We start from the raw sequence: 18,772 nt of genomic DNA on the forward strand, positions 1-18,772 counted from the left end.
GTATTGCTATATGATGGGAAGCGTGATTCCCAAACGCTACCATCGATTAAAACAAGTTTTAGACCGACGGCAACCGGATTTGACCGTCCTAACGGAGGACGTCCATAAACCTCATAATCTATCTGCCATTATACGCACTTGCGACGCTGTAGGAATCTTCGAAGTTCATAGTGTTAATGTTACGGCAGAATTACCTACTTTTTCTCAGGTATCTCAGGGAAGCGAGAAATGGATTTTTCTGAATGTTCATCCTGATACCAAAACAGCTATAAGTCACCTTAAACGCCAAAAATTTAAGGTCTATGCGGCTCATTTTAGTTCTAAGTCCTTAGACTATCGTCAGATAGATTATACTCAACCTAGTGCCATTGTTTTTGGAGCAGAAAAATGGGGAGTTACTGAAGAAGCGGCTCAACTAGCCGACGAACATATTGTTATTCCCATGTTGGGAATGGTGCAATCTCTTAATGTATCTGTAGCTGCTGCAGTTATTCTATTTGAAGCGCAACGTCAACGGTTAGCAGCACAAATATATGATAGTACTCGCTTAGACTCTGAGATATACGATCAAGTTTTATTTGAATGGGGTTATCCTGAAATAGCACGAGTTTGCCGCCAACAAGGAAAATCATATCCTACTTTGGGAGAGAATGGAGAAATAAAAGAAGGCTTTTCTAAGTAGTTGGACATCGAGAAACGATACTAACGATACTATTTTAAGAGCTATTAAGGAAGCAGGTAAACTGTCAATCCATACTAAGAAAATCAAAAAGTTGCTTGAAATAATAAGCTTAAACAAAATTAGAAACTAATATAGACGTCAGTTGGCGTAAATTTGACACTAATTTTTAACCTGATTGAATAAGATTTAGATTGTTCCGAGTGTAGTTCGATAGCAATGAGGCAAACCATCACCGATTAGTGTTCGTCTTCGAACACTAATCGGCTAATTCATCTTCTTTTATTCTTTGCCATTTATTTTTAACTTTTGGGAATAAAAATATAACTATCATTTTTAAAACTAGTCTATATTCAAGCTATTTTCCTATTTTTAATAAATTAAATATATTAAATTTATTTTATGAATCTGTTAAAAGAAAAACAGATTCATAGTTACTATTTTGATTAGTATCACTGTGGCAAGATTGTTTATATAGCAATTAAAGTAGTAAAGAACATATATAAAATTAATGACTAATAAATAAAGAATACATAATTAAAATCAAAACTAACAATTTTAAGTACTTTATCAAGTATACCGAAGCTAAAACTCTTCTAATAAGAGACCCCTTATAAGAAAATAACATTACTTAACAGAATATAAATTATTCTAACCAAAAATTAGAATAAACTAGATAAAGGTTTTAAAAATATAAAAAAATAGCTAAACAAAAATGAGCTTATCTTTATTAGATTAACTTTAATTATAAAGGTAATTATTCATATAGTCTTAGATAAGTAAGATTATGTACTCTAAAACTTTAAAAAAAGCAATAGCTAATTAAGTCAGTACCTTAAAAGAGAAGCAAATATTTGCTTCTTTGACTATTGATGGCAGTCGTAATAAAGATTTATATAAAGTTTATTTATCTCAAAATTTAATTCCTTAGTTAGAACTAGAAAATATCATTATTTTAGATAATGCTCCTCTTCATAAGCGAGTAACCATTAGAGAAATATTAGAAAACACTCAATGTGAACTATAGTATCTGTCACCTTGCTTTTCAGATTTAAATAAAATTAAGAATTAGTAGTTTTTTATGAAAATTTAGGTTAAACAAATATTACCTAAATTTGAAACAGTTAGAGAATGTGTAAACTACTTTTTTAAAAACTATCCTAACGTTTTTGCTTCGTACAATACTACTTTACCACCTCTTAAAAAAGATTCTAGCCACTAAAATTACGAAAAGTAAATTAGAATATATATTTTCTGCTAATTTTTATAAATTTTTAATTTAATATTTAAACTTGTAGTCTTATTGATTAAGGCATTTATTTAAGAAGAAATCTAGTATAGATTCTATTCTATTTAAATAAAAATTTAAAAATAAAAAAGATATTAATCTTACTAATAAATAAAGGTTTACTCAATAGATATTTTTACTAAAATTATGTAGATTTACATTAAGACTAATTAATCAACACAACAACTAGCAGAGTATTTTGAAGTAAATTATAGTTTTTTTAGTCATCGCCTTAGAGCTTATGAATCAGTAAAAAGTGTAGAATCCTTCCCTTATTGACAAAAAAACTTTCTTTTATTGAGACAGAATAGTTTAATATCATATCAAAGAACAACTTCTAGAAGAAGATAATAATGCCATTCTACAATAACTAAATACCCACCCATACCCCAAAAATAGGTGTTACAGTTAGTATTTACACCATCTATCATCTTATCTAAAAGATAAACTTAATCAAAAAAATGTTAAATTTAAATGTAAATAATATTTAACTTTTTAGGACAAATTTTTCAGAAGAAACAAATAATAAATCATTTTTTTATTAGTGTTAATATCATAACAGTCGTTATCTAATTGTGTTAGTGTGGATAATTGATTGGCTAATAGAACAAAAAAATCAGAGAAATAGTTGAATATATAGAAAAATAGTTTGTATGTTTATCTCGTTATTTTTATTGTTTTAACAAAATTAAAAACAGTCAATTTAAAAATTAATAATCTTTACAGAATTAAAAATTACATTATTTTTGCTCTTTCAATAAAATGATTAATTTAGTAACTTATAAAGACATAATTAGCTATTTTATTTACTGCGGAGGAGGAGAGCAATCTCCGCTTAGGCTTACTTTTTCCTTGCTGCTTCATCAAATATTTTTAATATTACCACTAAATGTAGAAACATAGAAATATCCATTGTTAATGTCATTTTCCAATAAACAGCATACTTTTAAGAGGGGATTTAGTACAAGCAGCTAGGGACATTTTTATCACTCCTAATATGGACTCAAAAATGGTACTTACTAGAAAATTAAGACTTCTTGATATAGACAGCAGTTAGAAATGTTACTATTAGAGTTGGACTGTTTTTAAAATTTAAGTAAGACAATTTTTTGTTGAGAATCTCACAATTTCTATTGTTATCTAAATAGGATTGAAACACTTGGGATTTTTGAGACAAAATCTTTGTGGTAATTATGCTGTTACGATTAAGTAGGATACCATTAAAATTAGAGCTCAATATTTATAGTAAATAAGTTATAGAATTTATTGGATACATCAGGTGTACTTTTATTCTGTTTTTTCTTGACTGTTCCCAAATCAAAAAAAATCGGTACTTCACAAGTAGTAAATATGAAGACTTCAATATTAATTGATTATAATAAAAGGCTCGGTGAGATTTTCTTCTAAAACTTGACCGATAATACAACTATCTTTAAATCCTGACCGAATCAGATTCAGTAAGCATTTATCAGCTTTATCTGAAGGAATTGAGGCGAGCAGTCCCCCGGAAGTTTGAGGATCAAATAGTAGGGGAAATTTATTTTTATGTTTAACTTCTTCTAGATTAAGAATATAATTGCTTGCTTGTAAATTCTGAGGGTATAAAGAGCTAGTAATTCCCTGTTTTGTTGTTTGTATTGCTCCCTCCAAGACTACAATATTTTCTAAGTCTAGACTGACCGATATTTTAGAAGCTTTAATCATCTCTACTAAATGTCCTAGCAATCCAAACCCAGTTACATCTGTACACGCTGTCGCTTCAAATTTTAAGAAAATCTTTGCTGCTTGTTGATTCGATAGTAACATGGATTCGACAGCATTATCAATCCATCTTCCTTTAGCTTGATAATTCATATCAGCCGCAAATAAAGTACCCGTTCCAATTCCTTTAGTTAAAATTAGTTTATCCCCTGAATTCATACCACTTTTCTTAAAAAAATTATTTGAAAAAATAAACCCATTACAGGATAATCCTAATGCTAGTTCTGAAGATTCTATCGTATGACCACCAATCAGAGAAACCTGAGATCTATTTAAAACTTTAATAACTCCAGAAAGTAATTGATATAGGGTTTCTTCTAGTTTTTTTTCTAATCCATAAGGAAGAGTAACAATCGCTAAAACACTATCAGGGGTTGCGCTCATGGCAAAAATATCACTTAGACAATGATGAGCAGTAATTTGTCCAAATATAAAAGGATCATTAATTAGACTTGGAAAAAAGTCGATAGTTTGCACTAATAAACTTTGATTTTTTAAAATTATTATTGCTGCATCATCAGGATTATTTAGTCCAACTAAAACATTTTTATTGTGTCTGATTTCTAAACGATTTAAGACTTTTTCTAAAATAGATTTTCCTACTTTTGAGCCACAGCCAACACAAGGCATCAAGTTACTGGTTTTTAAATCTAAACTATCAATGGTAATTAGTGAATTTTTATCCATTGAAGGAAAGTTTGTAAATTGCTGTATAAATTGTCGATCAATATAATCTTTCCAATGCCATAAAATAGAAGATTCCCAGCCCAAATAACCCCAAGAGGCTATGGCTCTTTTATCTCCTGTTCCAATTAGACTTAAAAAATACTTTTGAGGTTGATAAGATATTAAAGGTTTTTCTAAAATAATTTTCTGTAAGTTTTTAAACAAAGGTTTTCCTTGCCGAACTGCAAAAACCCCCGCTTTGGGATAGGAAGTATCTTGAATTGTAGCAATATCACCAGCTGCAAAAATATTGGGATGGGAAATAGATTGTAAGTTCTTGTTAACTAAGATAAATCCTCTATTGTCAGTTTTTAATCCACAATCTTTTATCCAACTAGGTGCTGATGCTTGAGTTACCCAGAAAATAAAATCACAGTCAACAGCTAAACCTGTATCACAATAAATTTGATAACTATTAGAATTATTAGACGTTATTTTTATTACCCTCTCGTTGAGAAATAGTTGTATTTTTCTTTTTTCTAAGATAGTTTCTGATCTTTTACTAACCCAAGAGTTATGACTGGTAAGTAAGGTTTCTCCTTGATGAAATAGATTAATTCTTATATTAGATAAAGGCTGGTTAAATTTTTGCAAAATTGCAGTTAAACGACTGTGTATATTTAAAGCTAATTCAACTCCTCCTGCTCCGCCACCAACAATACTAATAGAATATTGTTGGTGAGGCTTCTTAATAACCGTTTCAATTATTTCATTCCAAACTGTTAAAAACTTAGGAATAGGTTTAGCAGTAATTGCATATTGAGAAGCGCCAGGAATATTAACTGTTTCTGGAGTACTTCCAATGTCAATAGATAAGTAATCAAAATCTACTGGTGGATATTTAGCACAAATTACTTTGTTATTAATTAGATCTAAATTAATTGCTTGATCAAGATAAAGTTGAGCTCTAGAAAATCGAGCAAGACGACGCAGATCAATATGAGTTTCATCAAAACTGTAAAAACCAGCTACATGACCTGGTAACATCCCTGAATAAGGGGTGTGGGAGGTATCTGTAATTAAAGTGAGTCGTACTCCAGGAATTGGGTTCATTCCCCATAATTTTAGTGTTATTGCATGGCTGTGCCCCCCCCCAATTAGTACTAAATCATAGATAATTGGAATCGGTTTTGATTGCATCATTTTGTTTTAGATAAAAACCAACATACAGTAAAAATTTTATTGGCTATATTTATCTAACTTATCTCATTTTTTTCTAAAAAGACAATACCTAACATTTATTTAGATATTAAGTAGGTAAGCATAAATAAGTCTAAAATAGAAACATAGTTTTAAAAAACTAATTACTAGATGCTAGCCTGTATAAAGTAGATTATTAATAATATACTACTATATTAGTGGGTCATTTATTGCACCTTTAATTCTATGATATTTAGGCAAATTTTGGAAAAATTATTAATTATAAAATAAATTGCAATTGAATCTAAATATTGATATTTTTGCCAACTACTATAATAGCTGAATCGCCAAATCTAGGAGGACCGCTCTTAATTATTGGATTGCTATAAAATCCAAATCTGTGGGAAGTTATAGAAAATTATGATTAAGTTTACCATGTTCATTATGGTCTAAAAAAACTACTACAGCATAAGTTTTTGAAGGTAAATTATTGAATGTTATCCGCATAGGATTATCGGTGATTTTTACACATTCACTTTCAATTGCATCTTTCTTGCTATTTGGAAAACCTCAACTGCTTGAAAATAGACTTAAACAAAGCTGTCCACGACGTTCCCCTAATCCAGCGATTTCAATTGTAAGATCGCTGATTGAATTGGTATTTACAGAGCTAGAAAGACCTAAGATTTCCACTAGGCATACTAAGCTAGCACTTATTTGAGAGCTACACTTCATTATGGTTTTCTCTGAGAAAGTATTTTCTTATTTAATCTAAATACAATTGTTAGTTGTGACCTTCTAAAGAGGTTGTTTAAGAGAGTGATTTTATTGCCAGGCATCTTGACTTTTAGAGGAATAAGCTCTTAGTCAAGACTTTACTAATATGACATTTTTGTCAAGATTATTGATTATCTATTAATATAAAATCTTTTCTCTATTACTAAAATTAGAAAATTCAGTTATTTACTTATATTAATAAGGACATATTTATAACCATATAGTTATTTTTATTGCTCTAATAAAGAGCAATAAAAAAGTTTAACTTATTTTTTTAACTAATTAAATAGAATAATGTGCTTTTGGCAAAAGTAATTTAGTCATTAATAACAACTATTATATTGACTTTTTGTTTCATTAAAAATGTCAGAAGAAACAACTCTTTATCCATTTATTTTTTCTAATTTTTGAATATAAATTTTGTATCTTAAGTTCATTACAACTAACTTTAGAATGGAAAATTACAAGTAAGACTAAAAGACGATTTAGCTTCACTTAGTTAGACTAAATATTATAATTGTGGATCAGTGTATGCTGATATACACATTGTGCTGTTAGCTTAAAAAATAATAGAGTAAGTTATTCTGAGATGTAGAATCATAATAAGATACTTGATTTTATCATTTTGATTAAAAGTATTTTTTTATTGACATAGTTTGTTTATACTTTTTTTATATTAATTTTGATAAATATTTAGTTTTTATTTGTCCAATTAGTAGAAGTGCTAGAAACTATTAGTTATATAGGGTGTTAACGAAGATTGATCAAAAAATATTTTCTTTGTAATTCGATAACTGCTGTGATAAGACTTTCTATTAAAAAGATATAATTATTGATTAGTTAAATATAACTAAGTATATTTAATTAATTGACCTTATGCTTTTTTTGATTGGCTGCAATAAAAACAATAAATAAAATTTCCAATTTTTAGGTTGTAGAAATTAGAAATTTTAGAAGAAATTAAGTTTTACAACTTTTAAGCTTTTAGAATAAAAAATATTGTCATAATAAAAGTATTTTTAGTTATTTGTTGAAATTTGATTTATCTCAATATAAAATAGCTAATTTTTTTAAAAAGAAATAAATTAAACTAATTTTTGCTAGATAAAAGCGTAATTCTTTTGGTTGACTATGTTTTTAATTAAAATTAACTGTCTAAAACCTAAAATCAATAATTGAGTCAGCTAATTACAAATTATCTTAACATTCTTCTTCAAATTAGAGATAGCCAACATTTAACCTTATTTAGAAAAAATTTATATGGCTTACTGAAAATATAAACTATCAATCTTTCTTATGAAAAAAAACTCTCGGGAGTCTTGCCATGTTTCGACCCCAAGAGCTTTTGTCTTTCATTCTTACTCCTCACACACACCTGTTTTGACATAAATTTCTTTTTAAAGTTCCTATAAACATGACAGTTTTTTTATTGTCACTGCTCAATAGATAATGTTCATAAGCAAAACTGTCTTGTTATGACTAGATTTAGCCATAATTGAATTCTGCTTTTAAAAAACAGAATTTAAAACTTATCAATCTGTTGATAATCAATGATCTATTCTGATAGTCTAACTTAACTCCGGCAATATAAATCTATGAGCTGAAATTATATAACAGCCATAATCGATGCACTAAATTAACTAATATTTCGATAATTATCATAATTACAGCCTTAACAAGAAGAGTTAGTAAAACAATGATTACATTAATTAATTTATGCTGATCGTGATCGTTCTGCCATAATTTAGTCACGAGAGTGTAAACTTCTCTTCCATGTAGTTTACTAAGCCAGCTTAATCAATATCATCCATAAATATCTTCATGTTATTGTTATTGATACGAGAGTCAGACCTAAACTAGAAGAATTTAAAAATCTTGTTGATGAGAGTAATTTGTTGTACTTTGCCCATAACTTGTAACCATCTTGATTTGTATGCCACCTTTAAAGCTGTTGAACGGTTACAAGCCCTTAATACTATTTTTAGAATTTTACTTGCCAAAGTTGATGTTCTGATTGACAATGGAAGAAGATCAAGAAAATTTTGGAGTATGCTTAACTTATCCAGTTTAAAACTGATATACTTCTTGTAGTGACTTTTGGACTAGTTTCTCAACAAGGAGTAATAATTAAAAACTATCCCAATTCTTATTTTAAAATTCTCTTAGTCAACTGATAAAGAGGTAGTATGAGGCGGTAGTATAAAAAATTGTGCCTTAACTTTTTCTTCATTTATTTAGTTACCCGGCTTTATTATAACCCAAATTACGTTAATTTTTAGCGTTGCAAATTTTAGATGAGTACCTAACCTGAGAATCATGAAGAAAAAGATCCCATTGATTAACTGAAAAGACTTTAATATTAGTTCAACAAAATTTAAAAATACTGTTGTTATTATTAACATATTTTAAGTTAAAATTTGACTAGATTGACGATTATCTGGAATAGTAACCACAAACGATTAAGGCGACAACAATTATTATGAAACAACAGGAGGCGAGACTAGCCTATTTTTTACTCTAAATTAAGATAAGGTTTTTGGGGTAAATAAGCGTAAGTAATCAGTAGAGTAAGAAAGAAATAAAACAATTATAAACAGTTCAATTTTGTTTATAAAGCTTTTTAAAGAGTTTATAAACAAAATATTCTCAGTCTCCAAATAATTCACTAATTAAATTTTCTGTTAACTCAAAAATCGGTTTACAATCATCTGTGTAACTTCGAGGCAACTTAAAAGTAGAAAATTCGCTATGGGCACTACTATGGCTGTAGTTTACATTTCTAATGCAATCCCGTAAAATTTTGGTTTCATCTAACTAGTCCTTCAAAAACTCGGTGGGCTTCACTGAAATATCGATAACACTAAATTTATATAATTTTCTTTCAAACATTGTTTTTAAGGGTATAAGCTTGACAAAACTACTATAGTTAATTAGATTTTTTTTATAATCGAAAAAAATATGTAATGCATAAAATTTGTTAGAGATAATTTCTTCTTATTAAGAAGAAATTATCTCTAATTATTTCATGTTTTTAAAAATAGAAAATATCGTATTTTTTCTATTAAAAACTTTAATTTAAGTAACTTGAATCGCAAAATACTTCAGCAAGATCTGGACTTGATTTGATATCCCTAACACCAAACATTTAAAAAATCTGTCTATAGCCTAAAGCTGCCATTTTCTTTTCTATACTTTAACTTTTGTTTAATTAACGTTAATGTAAATTAATCTCCTCTCCAATAAGAGGCTATATTATTCCTGCAAATACATAAATTTCGATGTTTAAATTAACCTTTAGCAAATTAATTATTAATTATATTGGGCTATTAACACAATTAATAAGCATCTGAAGATACGCGTAAAAACGCATATTAAATTTATTTATAAAACGATAAAAGTAAAATTTTGAATTACATATTAGCATAGACCATGTCTAAAAATATTAGAAATTAATCTAGTACTTAAACATTAGCTATCTTAATAGATATATTATTTTTCTGTTGATTACTAATAATATTCTTCTGTTTTAAAAAACAAATATTGACGATCAATTTATTAAAAACTAAATTAACTAGTTTTTATATTTTTTTAAGGCATTATCTCGTAATAAACTTTAAATATCTAGTGTATATTAATTACTTCAATTTGCTGTTTATCTGGTATTAACTGATGTCTATACGTTGATCGGAGTCCTCTGTAAGTAAGTTTATTTATTGGTAAAATCAGTCACACTGTACAGTTTTTAATGATTGACATATGGCAAAGTAGTTTATTTCCCATTGTTTTTTGAAGTAATTAGAAGGAAAATCATCATAACGAAAAAGAAAGAACAATCTAAATTCTTCATTTTTTGTTTTCTGTCTCTGCTGTTATAGTGTGCATAATTTTTAATTATGAAAAGATGTCAATGTAGGCAGACAGACAAAGATTAATTTTGGTCTTCCCATCACTTCAGATTAAACTAATAGTACTTTTGGGGTATACTCTCTATGCATGTTATGATAGACCGGTAGGCAATAAAACCTTAAGTTACAAAGTCTTTGAAAATAAGTTGCCGTCTTCGTTGGGGTTGAAAGCTACAACTATCAGCAGGTTGAACTGGGGGATTTAATTGAGTCCTTGTCAAACTAGCATGGCCAAGTATTCTAAGCAAAAATTAACCATTGCCGTAGTCGGTGATATTCACGGTCAGTGGGAAGAGGACGATAATCTCGCCCTAGAAAATTTAGGAGTTGATCTTGTCCTCTTTGTTGGGGATTTTGGGAATGAGGCAGTTTCTATTGTTCGTTTAATTGCTAATCTTGATCTCCCTAAAGCGGCTATTATGGGCAATCATGATGCTTGGTACACCGCTTCAGACTGGGGGCGAGAACAATGTCCTTATGATCGGACCAGAGAAGATTGGCTACAAGCACAACTCGATTTATTAGGGACAGCCCATGTAGGTTATGCGAAGCTAGATTTTGTAGAATTAAACCTTTCGGTGGTGGGAAGTCGTCCCTACAGTTGGGGCGGCTCTCAATGGAAGAACAAGAGCTTTTTACGGGATCACTACGGTGTCACTAGTTTTGCAGAGTCTACTGCTAAAATTGTCGCTGCAGCCCAACAGGCAACATACAATACTATCGTTCTTTTAGGACATAATGGACCAACAGGATTAGGAGAAGAACCTGAAGCGATCTGTGGACGTGATTGGAAACCCTTGGGAGGTGATCACGGTGACCCTGATTTGGCACAGGCTATCATTGAAGTTCACGCTTTGGGTAAACACATTCCCTTAGTAACTTTCGGGCATATGCACCACCGATTACGGTATACAAATGCTCGACTCAGAATTCAAGTTGAACATAATTCAACAAAAACAATTTATTTGAATGCTGCTAGTGTTCCCCGCTACATAGAAAAAGATAAGGTTAAATTACGTAATTTTTCATTAGTTTCTTTGAATCAAGGAGAAGTTAGAGAAATATCTTTGGTTTGGGTTGATCCTGATGGGATGATTGCTTCTCAAGAATGTTTGTATCGTCATCAAGATGCGATTGCTCCAGGTGGAGCCTTCCTAAATACTTAACTTTCTTAACCAATCAATAAATCTAACCTATTTCAGGTATTCATGAGTAGAGCTTTTTACCGGTAGTTCGTAAAGTCTTATTAATCACGTGTTGGTCCAAGAATTTTTGATAGAATGGAATCTGTTCGTATTATTGGAGAGGTGGCAGAGTGGTCGAATGCGCCCGACTTGAAATCGGGTTTGGGTCAAACCAACGTGGGTTCAAATCCCACCCTCTCCGTGATGAGACCAATTTTTAAGAAGTTCCCGAGCAAACACAAAGTTTTAAAGTTGAGAAGTCACTTTGAGCGATAAGAATTGGCTAAAGTGGTAGATAGTGGCTTATGGACGCTCTGTGTACATTATGACATCTTCATCCTTGTCCGTTAGAGAACATCTCCTGTTTCCCTTACCAAGGGTCGTTTGATTCCCAAATTGCCACCTTACTCTTCATATCTTTTAATTTCGCTATTTTATGATGATAAATACGGTTTTAGAGAATGATTGTTGTTTTGGAGTCTTGATGCTTAATCCTCTCAATGGCAAAATTGCTAAAGTAGGTTGTTATGCTGAAGTGATTAGATTTCAAGGTTAACCTGGTGATCGAATGAAAGTTCTTATCCTTGGACAGCGAAGATTTAGACTGCTCGGTATCGTTCGAAAAAAACCTATCGAGTGGGATTGCTAGAATGAGTCGATAATCAACCTCCATACGAAGATTTAAGACCCCTAGCTTACGAAATGCAACAGTTATTTAAAAATATCGTACGTCTCTCAGAAAAATTGATAGATCAAAAGATTGAATTGTCCTAAGACTTGCCTGATATTTCTCTATAGTTATCCTACTGGATCGCTGGAAATCTCTACAGTATAGCCACAGAACGATAAACCCTACTAGATATATAAAATACTGCAACCAGCTTAAAACGTGAATCAGAGTTTTAACTTGTACCCGTAATTATTTAGCGGCTAGAACAGCTTTTCAAAATGCAATAAACTAGTACAAATAGCCTAAAATTGAGCAACATCTATTTTTTTGAGCGATAATACCCTATACCCCCCAAAAACCTTTAAAGTTTCCGTATAGATTCTCAGTTCAGCTAGGGCTTCTTCAATAAGATTGAACTCTGAGTTGATCTCAAGATCTATAAAAAATAGATATTCCCCCAGTGATCGCTTGGTAGGGCGCGATTCGATACGACTTAAATTAATTCCCCGTTTGGCAAATACCTCTAAGGGTTTAACCAGCGTGCCAGGGACATTATCAGGAACACTAAATCCTAAGGAAATCCGACTCCCTTCTATGGTGGTTGGCGTTAATTCCAATATCCAGAACCGAGTACAATTATCGGGATAATCGTTAATATCATTGATCAGAATAGGAAAATTGTACAATTTAGCAGCACGGGGAGAGGCGATCGCCGCCGAGGTAGAATCGGGATCGATCTGATGTAGGGCTTCCGTGGTCGAATTTGTAGGAATTAAAGAGACAGAGGGCAAATTCTGCTCTAACCAATGTTGACATTGTGCTAAAGCCTGGGGATGGGAATAAACTGTTTTCAGTCCTTTTAGAGATTTTCTTCTTGATAATAAAGCATGGGAAATAGGCAAGACTAACTCTTGTTGAATCTTGAGTTTGTCTAATTGCCAAAGACTGTCGAAGATAATAGCCACTGTTCCTTCTGTAGAGTTTTCCACCGGAACAACAGCCTGTTGAGTTTCCCCATAGGCAACAGCGTATAGAGTTTTAGCAATTGTCGGATAGGGACACAGAAGAGATTTTTTTCCCTCTTTTTGCTCTAACCAACGCTGATAAGCTAGAGTAGCCGTTTCTGCATTAGTTCCTGTCGGACCTAGATGAGCAATGGAAATAGCCATAGGCAATAAATTTGTAACCTGATTGGTTATATTGAGATTTAGATCGCTATACTTAAGTAATTTAACTCAATTTAAAGTTCACGTGAGTATAACCTAATTAGTAAAAGGTTTTCTCGAAATTTGTCTAACAAAACCTAATTTTTTGTCAAATCTATTTTCTCAATCATTTAAAAATACTAAACTAAAATTTAGACAAAAAATCTTTCAAAGCAAATTTTTAGGTCGATCAATTGTCTATGGATGTTCATTTTAGTGCCTCAGAGTCAATCTCCCTGTCCCTTATGGAACTTTATTATTTCCAACCCATAGTTGTTTTAAACGTTTGGGTTGATAGTCAAGGCAAGGTATATTTAAGGTCTCAAGATTGTCAAATTTAGGACATTGATTATATCAATGATCGCTTTTTTTTGAAGCTTAGGGGACAACCAATCCCAGAAAATTGTAAGGAAAAAACCTGTTTAAAAAGCTAAGCTAATTTAGAAGTTACGGTAGCTTTAGCTCCCCTATTATGGTTAACTCCTCAACTCTTATTGAAAATGACTGGTAATAGACTCCTAAAAAGTATGCTACTAAGAATTAAACAATGCCTACTGAATCAACTACTCAAAAACTACAGTGAGTCGGCTGGTAGACATTCTTGAAAAGTATTTACTTAAGAAAATTAACTTACTCCTTCTGTTAACTCTTTAGCAGGTTGATCTTAAGGCTTAAGTCTGCCCCTTTAGAGCTTTAGAGCCCATTCATAATCAAACACTCCATCTTAACCCACTAGTTAGATGGCTTTCATTACTTTATAAACACTTTTGTATAGTCATTGGTAGTAAATATTTAAAAATTTTATATTAGGCTTGAAAAAGCGATTACCTTTCCAGATAAGAGATCATACTGATGATAGTTTATAAATCCCTTCAGACATTTAAATCTTGTTTAAGACAACCTTTTGAGTTGCATAACAATATAGATTTTAAAATCTTTAAAGATACCTCTCCCCAAATCACTATTTTAGTTTTACTAAAATAGTGATTTGGGGAATTATTATAGATCTTCTGGCTTTAGAATCCTAAATTGGTGGACAATAATTTTTAAACCTCTTATTTTGACTGTATTATGTTTTTTTAAAAAACTGAACTTTTACATAAATCAAGTTTTTTGGATACTGGAAATTTTATAAGGCGAAACTTCCAGCCTTTGTTTATTGTAATTTTGTCACAGCCAAAGTAAGATATCTACTGTCTTTAACTATCATTTATTTTAAAATAAGACGTGCTTGAAACAGCAAATACTATCACGGGGCTAAATAGTGCTTCGTGTCTCACTTCATCAGCTTCTGTAGCAACTAACGTCCGTGGGGACAATAAATCTAGATTAATCTTCATCAATATTAGCTGACGTAATTTTTATCACACATAAAAAGGGATAATTTAACTTTGTCCCTTCTTATGTATTTATTTGAATTCAAAGATAATTCTCAAGCTTCTTTGGCGGAAGAACGACGACGACGACGACGAATAACAGGGCGTTCAGAGTCACTTTCTGATAGTTTTGTTGATGCTGCTTTATCATCTGTCTTCTCCTCATTATCAGAAAACTCAGACACCTCAAGGGGAATAGATTGAGGAATAACAAATGATGTGTCTCCAGAAGGAATCTCTGGTTCCTCTTTTACCTCTTGCATCTCTTGTTCCTCTCTTATTTCTTGTGTGTTCGACATATTTGCTGAATGTTCAGGAAACTTAACGGATACTAATACAGACTTAGGGTCTTTAAACTCACGATCAAGACACACTAGAGGAGAAACTCCCATTAAAGCATATAGGTCTTGTTCTAAAGGGGTCATTTCCACAGATACCTTTTCCATGAGTATTTCTTCTCGGCGTAAATGCCTATGCCCTCGTTCTTTCCTGGGTTCAGCTTCTATTTCTCCTAAATAGTCACTCTCTTTTACCACAAGATTGGGAACCATTTTAGTTGTTGACTCATCCTTGAATTGAGGTTGAGATTGACGGCGACGGCGACGACGAGTGGTATTGGGGGCATTACCCTGTTCTTGATAGCTTGGATGGTGAAGCAATTCCAGTTGACTGGAGGTCTGATGGATTTCATCTTCAAAACCAGATTCTCCAAGAATTTCAGGCTTTTCTACCGATTTTTCCACCGGTTTTACAACAGGGGAAGAAGAAGCTACAGTAACCGTTTCTAAAGGAATCAATTCAGATTGTCCTGGAAGGCGAATCATATGTCCTAAACCGCCACAACTGGGACAGGGTTGACCAAATAATTCGTAAATATTTTTGCCTTGACGTTTTCGAGTCAGTTCAACTAAACCTAATTCAGAGAGTTGTGCAATTTGAGGTCTAGCTTTATCAGATTTGAGGGCTTTATTGAAATGTTCTAATAGCTTAAGTTGATCGCGCCGTGAGTCCATATCGATAAAGTCTACAATGATTACCCCTCCAATATTACGTAGACGCAATTGACGAGCAATTTCTGTGGCTGCTTCACTATTAGTCCACAGAACCGTTTCTCTGGCTGTTGCTGAACGAGTAAATGAACCAGAGTTAACATCAACAACTGTCAACGCTTCGGTGGGTTCAATGATGACATAACCGCCAGAAGGTAAATCAACCCTAGGTTTAAGCGCTTCTCGAATCGCGGCATTAACGCGAAAATAATCTAAAACTCCAAGATGTTCGCGGTGATGATCAATCAACACTCCTTCAGGAGAACGGCCACCACTCCAGTTCATTAAGTGCTGTTTTACTCGTTTTACCCCTGCCTGGGAATCTACAACAATGCGGTTTACCTCTGCACTATACATATCCCGTAACACCCGTTGAATAAAATCGTCATCACGGTTGAGTAGAGAAGGAGGACGGGTTGAAGTAGCCTGAACTTGAATAGATTCCCATTGTCGCTGGAGAAACTCTAAGTCTTCCATAATGGCTTCTTCAGCTTTCCCCTCGGCTTCTGTCCGAACAAGTAACCCCATTCCTGCTGGTTTAATCAAAATAGCTAAAGCACGTAGGCGACTACGTTCATCATCATTTTTAATTCTTCTAGAAAGGTTAACCCCTCGACCATAGGGCATTAAGACTAAGTACCGGCCTGGCAATGTAATATTCCCTGTGAGTCGTGGACCCTTATTGCCAGTAGGTTCTTTCATTACCTGAACCAACACCTTTTGTTGAGGAGTCAACAATTCTGTAATGGCTCCCGCACTTCTTTTTAAGCGAAGAGGACCTAAATCGGTGACATGAATAAACCCATTGCGTTCTGCATCCCCAATATTGACAAATGCTGCATCAATGCCTGGAATTACATTTTCGACTACTCCTAAATAAATGTCGCTAACTTGTTGGTTGCCAGTGGCAACCACTAGCTCTTGAATTTGATCTTCCCAGAAAACAGCAGCAATGTGGTGTTGCTCTGCGATAACAATTTGCTTTGGCATGCAATTCCCTCAAACTTTTGTAGCCGACTAGAACACTTTATTAAGTCGAGTGCCTGTCGATATAGATTAGTCAAAAAACTGTCTAAATTTAGTCGCAATTGACTTCAAGCCAATGAAGAATCAACGAAAATTTACTCACCCTTATACTTTCACCCGAACGTCGGCTATCCAATTAAGCTGACGTAAGTAATCTCGTCTGAGGAGGTTGCTCGTTTTCTGGATGTATCTCTACCAATCTTAAAACGAGAATTGTCATTCGATATTTAGTGAACTCCTCTTTGAATAAACTTGTCAGCACCAACATTCATTGCATGCGAGATGCTTTCTAGGTGAATTGAGTTGATGATAGAACCAAAAAGAAACACTTTAATTGTTTCTAACAGTGAACTAATCAATGGTTACAGTCAACTAAACGGTTAAGTGCTATTTGTATTAAATTACTTCAGCTGGTTGAGTGATTTTGGTTTTGTTAGACATTAATCATTAAGGACAATCTACATACATAAATACCAGATTATTTTAACCCAATTAAAACCTAGTTGAAAACCTAAAACCATACCATTAGCTCACTTTTAGTTTTTGGATAACGCTAATGTTACCCAATTGTTTCTATTCACATCTCCAGGTTGAGCAACCAGTGTTAATCGTATTTCCTAGAATCCTATGTGTTTAGAAGTCAGATGTAACCCTATTTAGTCGCCCTAAGTAGATTCGTTTTCAGTTATAAGTATCATCCTAACATAAGATATGTCCGTCATTTATTTTTCTTATGTAGACTTGAAAGCTAATGCTCTAAGCACATCTTATAAACCTTTCTGAATTTTGATAAGAGAAACTTATCCCAAATCCGGTTATAAAAACTTACTTCAATTTGAAGAAAGGAAGAAGGCAGAAAGGAAGAGGGACAAAGATTTGAGAAAGTAAGAGAAAAAGGGGAATATCAAACCTAAATTGTGATGTCATGGGTTGACACAAAGTCAAAGTGTAGACTGGGGGTGAGGAGGTAAAAGGGAAAATATTCGCCGAACTTTAACTCAATGGCAATTATATGCCAAAAAAATTCAGTTTTTTTTTCTTTTCTCAACTAAAAATTCAAACTACTCAGTAAGGGGAAAATTTGTCACACTGAGTCTGTAGAATCCATTCATTGTTAAAAATTACGAATAAAAAACTCTTTATTTTAAATAAACAAACCGTGGAGTCAACAGAAGTAAGTCATCGGCATCATTAAAATTAGTGTAATAGTCTTAATTTCGGTTTGGGGGTTTTGCTCTCGATTTCTCCACTCTTCTCTAACATGAACAGAGATTTCTCAACTGATAAAAGAGCCTCAATAGGTTAAGTTTTGCACGTTCTGCCCCTCTAAAAGAGGAAAATAAATGATTTTAAATCTATTATTAGAGCCTCTAGTTAAGAATAGGTTAGTTATAGTATTTTTTTACTAAAAATACTATAACTAATAGTACACGCTATATTAATAATACTTATACAAAAGTTGTATTTTATATAGTTTAAGTTGTTTATTATCATCTTTATAATACCTTTTTTGATTAAAACTACTAACTATCTATTAACAATAGATAGTTAGTAGTTTTAATCGCCAGTTAATATGATTGATCATTATTTTATTAACTTATTTAAAGTTATCTTTTCCTCTTAACAGATAGTTGTATAGACTAGCTAAGACAGAATAATTATAAATTGAAGTTAAAATTTTAGTTATTCTTTAATTTTTTTGTCTTTATTCTTTTTATGATTATTTAATGTATTTATAACAGAAGTATTAGTAGTCATTAGTTGCCAACTATAATATTTTTTAAAAGAAAAATAAAAAATAGTGTAAATTCCTATCTAGGATTTTTTTCATTAAAATAGTCCTATCTTAATACGGCTAGGTTTAGAAAAAAAGAAAATCAATATTTGCGTAATGTTAATGCAATACAAGCCATAAATATTTTTATGGCTAGAGATAGTTAGTTCGATTATTAAAGCTCAGTGATAAATAATAAATCTACAATAAAA

At 32.0% G+C, this 18,772-nt stretch carries 6 protein-coding genes, 1 tRNA gene and 2 pseudogenes; 5 read left to right on the forward strand and 4 right to left on the reverse strand.

Translation table 11 applies throughout. The features are described from left to right. The first annotated feature begins 10 nt into the window (after positions 1 to 10). Positions 11 to 682, forward strand: a complete 672-nt coding sequence (gene trmH, locus P3F56_RS04635) for a tRNA (guanosine(18)-2'-O)-methyltransferase TrmH (protein WP_405054767.1) — start codon at positions 11 to 13, stop codon at positions 680 to 682. A gap of 2,650 nt (positions 683 to 3,332) precedes the next feature. Here trmH and selD read toward each other — a convergent pair. Together selD and P3F56_RS04645 are read right to left on the reverse strand one after the other, a co-directional pair. Continuing rightward, positions 3,333 to 5,594, reverse strand: coding sequence for a selenide, water dikinase SelD (gene selD / locus P3F56_RS04640; protein WP_281153720.1), 2,262 nt, complete (start codon positions 5,592 to 5,594; stop codon positions 3,333 to 3,335). Positions 5,595 to 6,002: 408 nt separating this feature from the next. Next, positions 6,003 to 6,137, reverse strand: coding sequence for a DUF2141 domain-containing protein (locus tag P3F56_RS04645; protein ID WP_342637181.1), 135 nt, complete (start codon positions 6,135 to 6,137; stop codon positions 6,003 to 6,005). Between the two features lie 4,366 nt (positions 6,138 to 10,503). Between P3F56_RS04645 and P3F56_RS04650 the strand changes: the two genes are divergently transcribed. The 3 genes and pseudogenes from P3F56_RS04650 to P3F56_RS04660 all read left to right on the forward strand — a co-directional run bounded on the left by P3F56_RS04650 (position 10,504) and on the right by P3F56_RS04660 (position 12,422). After that, positions 10,504 to 11,442 (forward strand): TIGR04168 family protein, encoded by a 939-nt coding sequence (locus tag P3F56_RS04650; RefSeq protein WP_281153721.1) that lies wholly within the window; start codon positions 10,504 to 10,506, stop codon positions 11,440 to 11,442. 135 nt (positions 11,443 to 11,577) lie between these two features. Then, positions 11,578 to 11,662: transfer RNA gene (locus P3F56_RS04655), tRNA-Ser, on the forward strand. A 234-nt stretch (positions 11,663 to 11,896) separates the two neighbouring features. Then, positions 11,897 to 12,422, forward strand: a pseudogene (locus tag P3F56_RS04660) (LON peptidase substrate-binding domain-containing protein). Positions 12,423 to 12,432: 10 nt separating this feature from the next. Here P3F56_RS04660 and pheA read toward each other — a convergent pair. Beyond that, a complete protein-coding gene (gene pheA, locus P3F56_RS04665; RefSeq protein WP_281153602.1) occupies positions 12,433 to 13,299 on the reverse strand; it encodes a prephenate dehydratase in 867 nt (288 codons plus the stop codon). A gap of 482 nt (positions 13,300 to 13,781) precedes the next feature. On the opposite strand from pheA, the pseudogene P3F56_RS04670 reads away from it, so the two are divergent. Then, positions 13,782 to 13,940 (forward strand): annotated as a pseudogene (locus tag P3F56_RS04670) (DUF1997 domain-containing protein); the annotation flags it as partial. A gap of 827 nt (positions 13,941 to 14,767) precedes the next feature. Here the strand turns inward: P3F56_RS04670 and P3F56_RS04675 are convergent. Beyond that, positions 14,768 to 16,750 (reverse strand): Rne/Rng family ribonuclease, encoded by a 1,983-nt coding sequence (locus P3F56_RS04675; protein WP_281153603.1) that lies wholly within the window; start codon positions 16,748 to 16,750, stop codon positions 14,768 to 14,770. Positions 16,751 to 18,772: the final 2,022 nt, after the last annotated feature.

It is taken from the genome of cyanobacterium endosymbiont of Epithemia clementina EcSB, from assembly GCF_029919255.1.
Classification (GTDB): Bacteria; Cyanobacteriota; Cyanobacteriia; order Cyanobacteriales; family Microcystaceae; genus Rippkaea.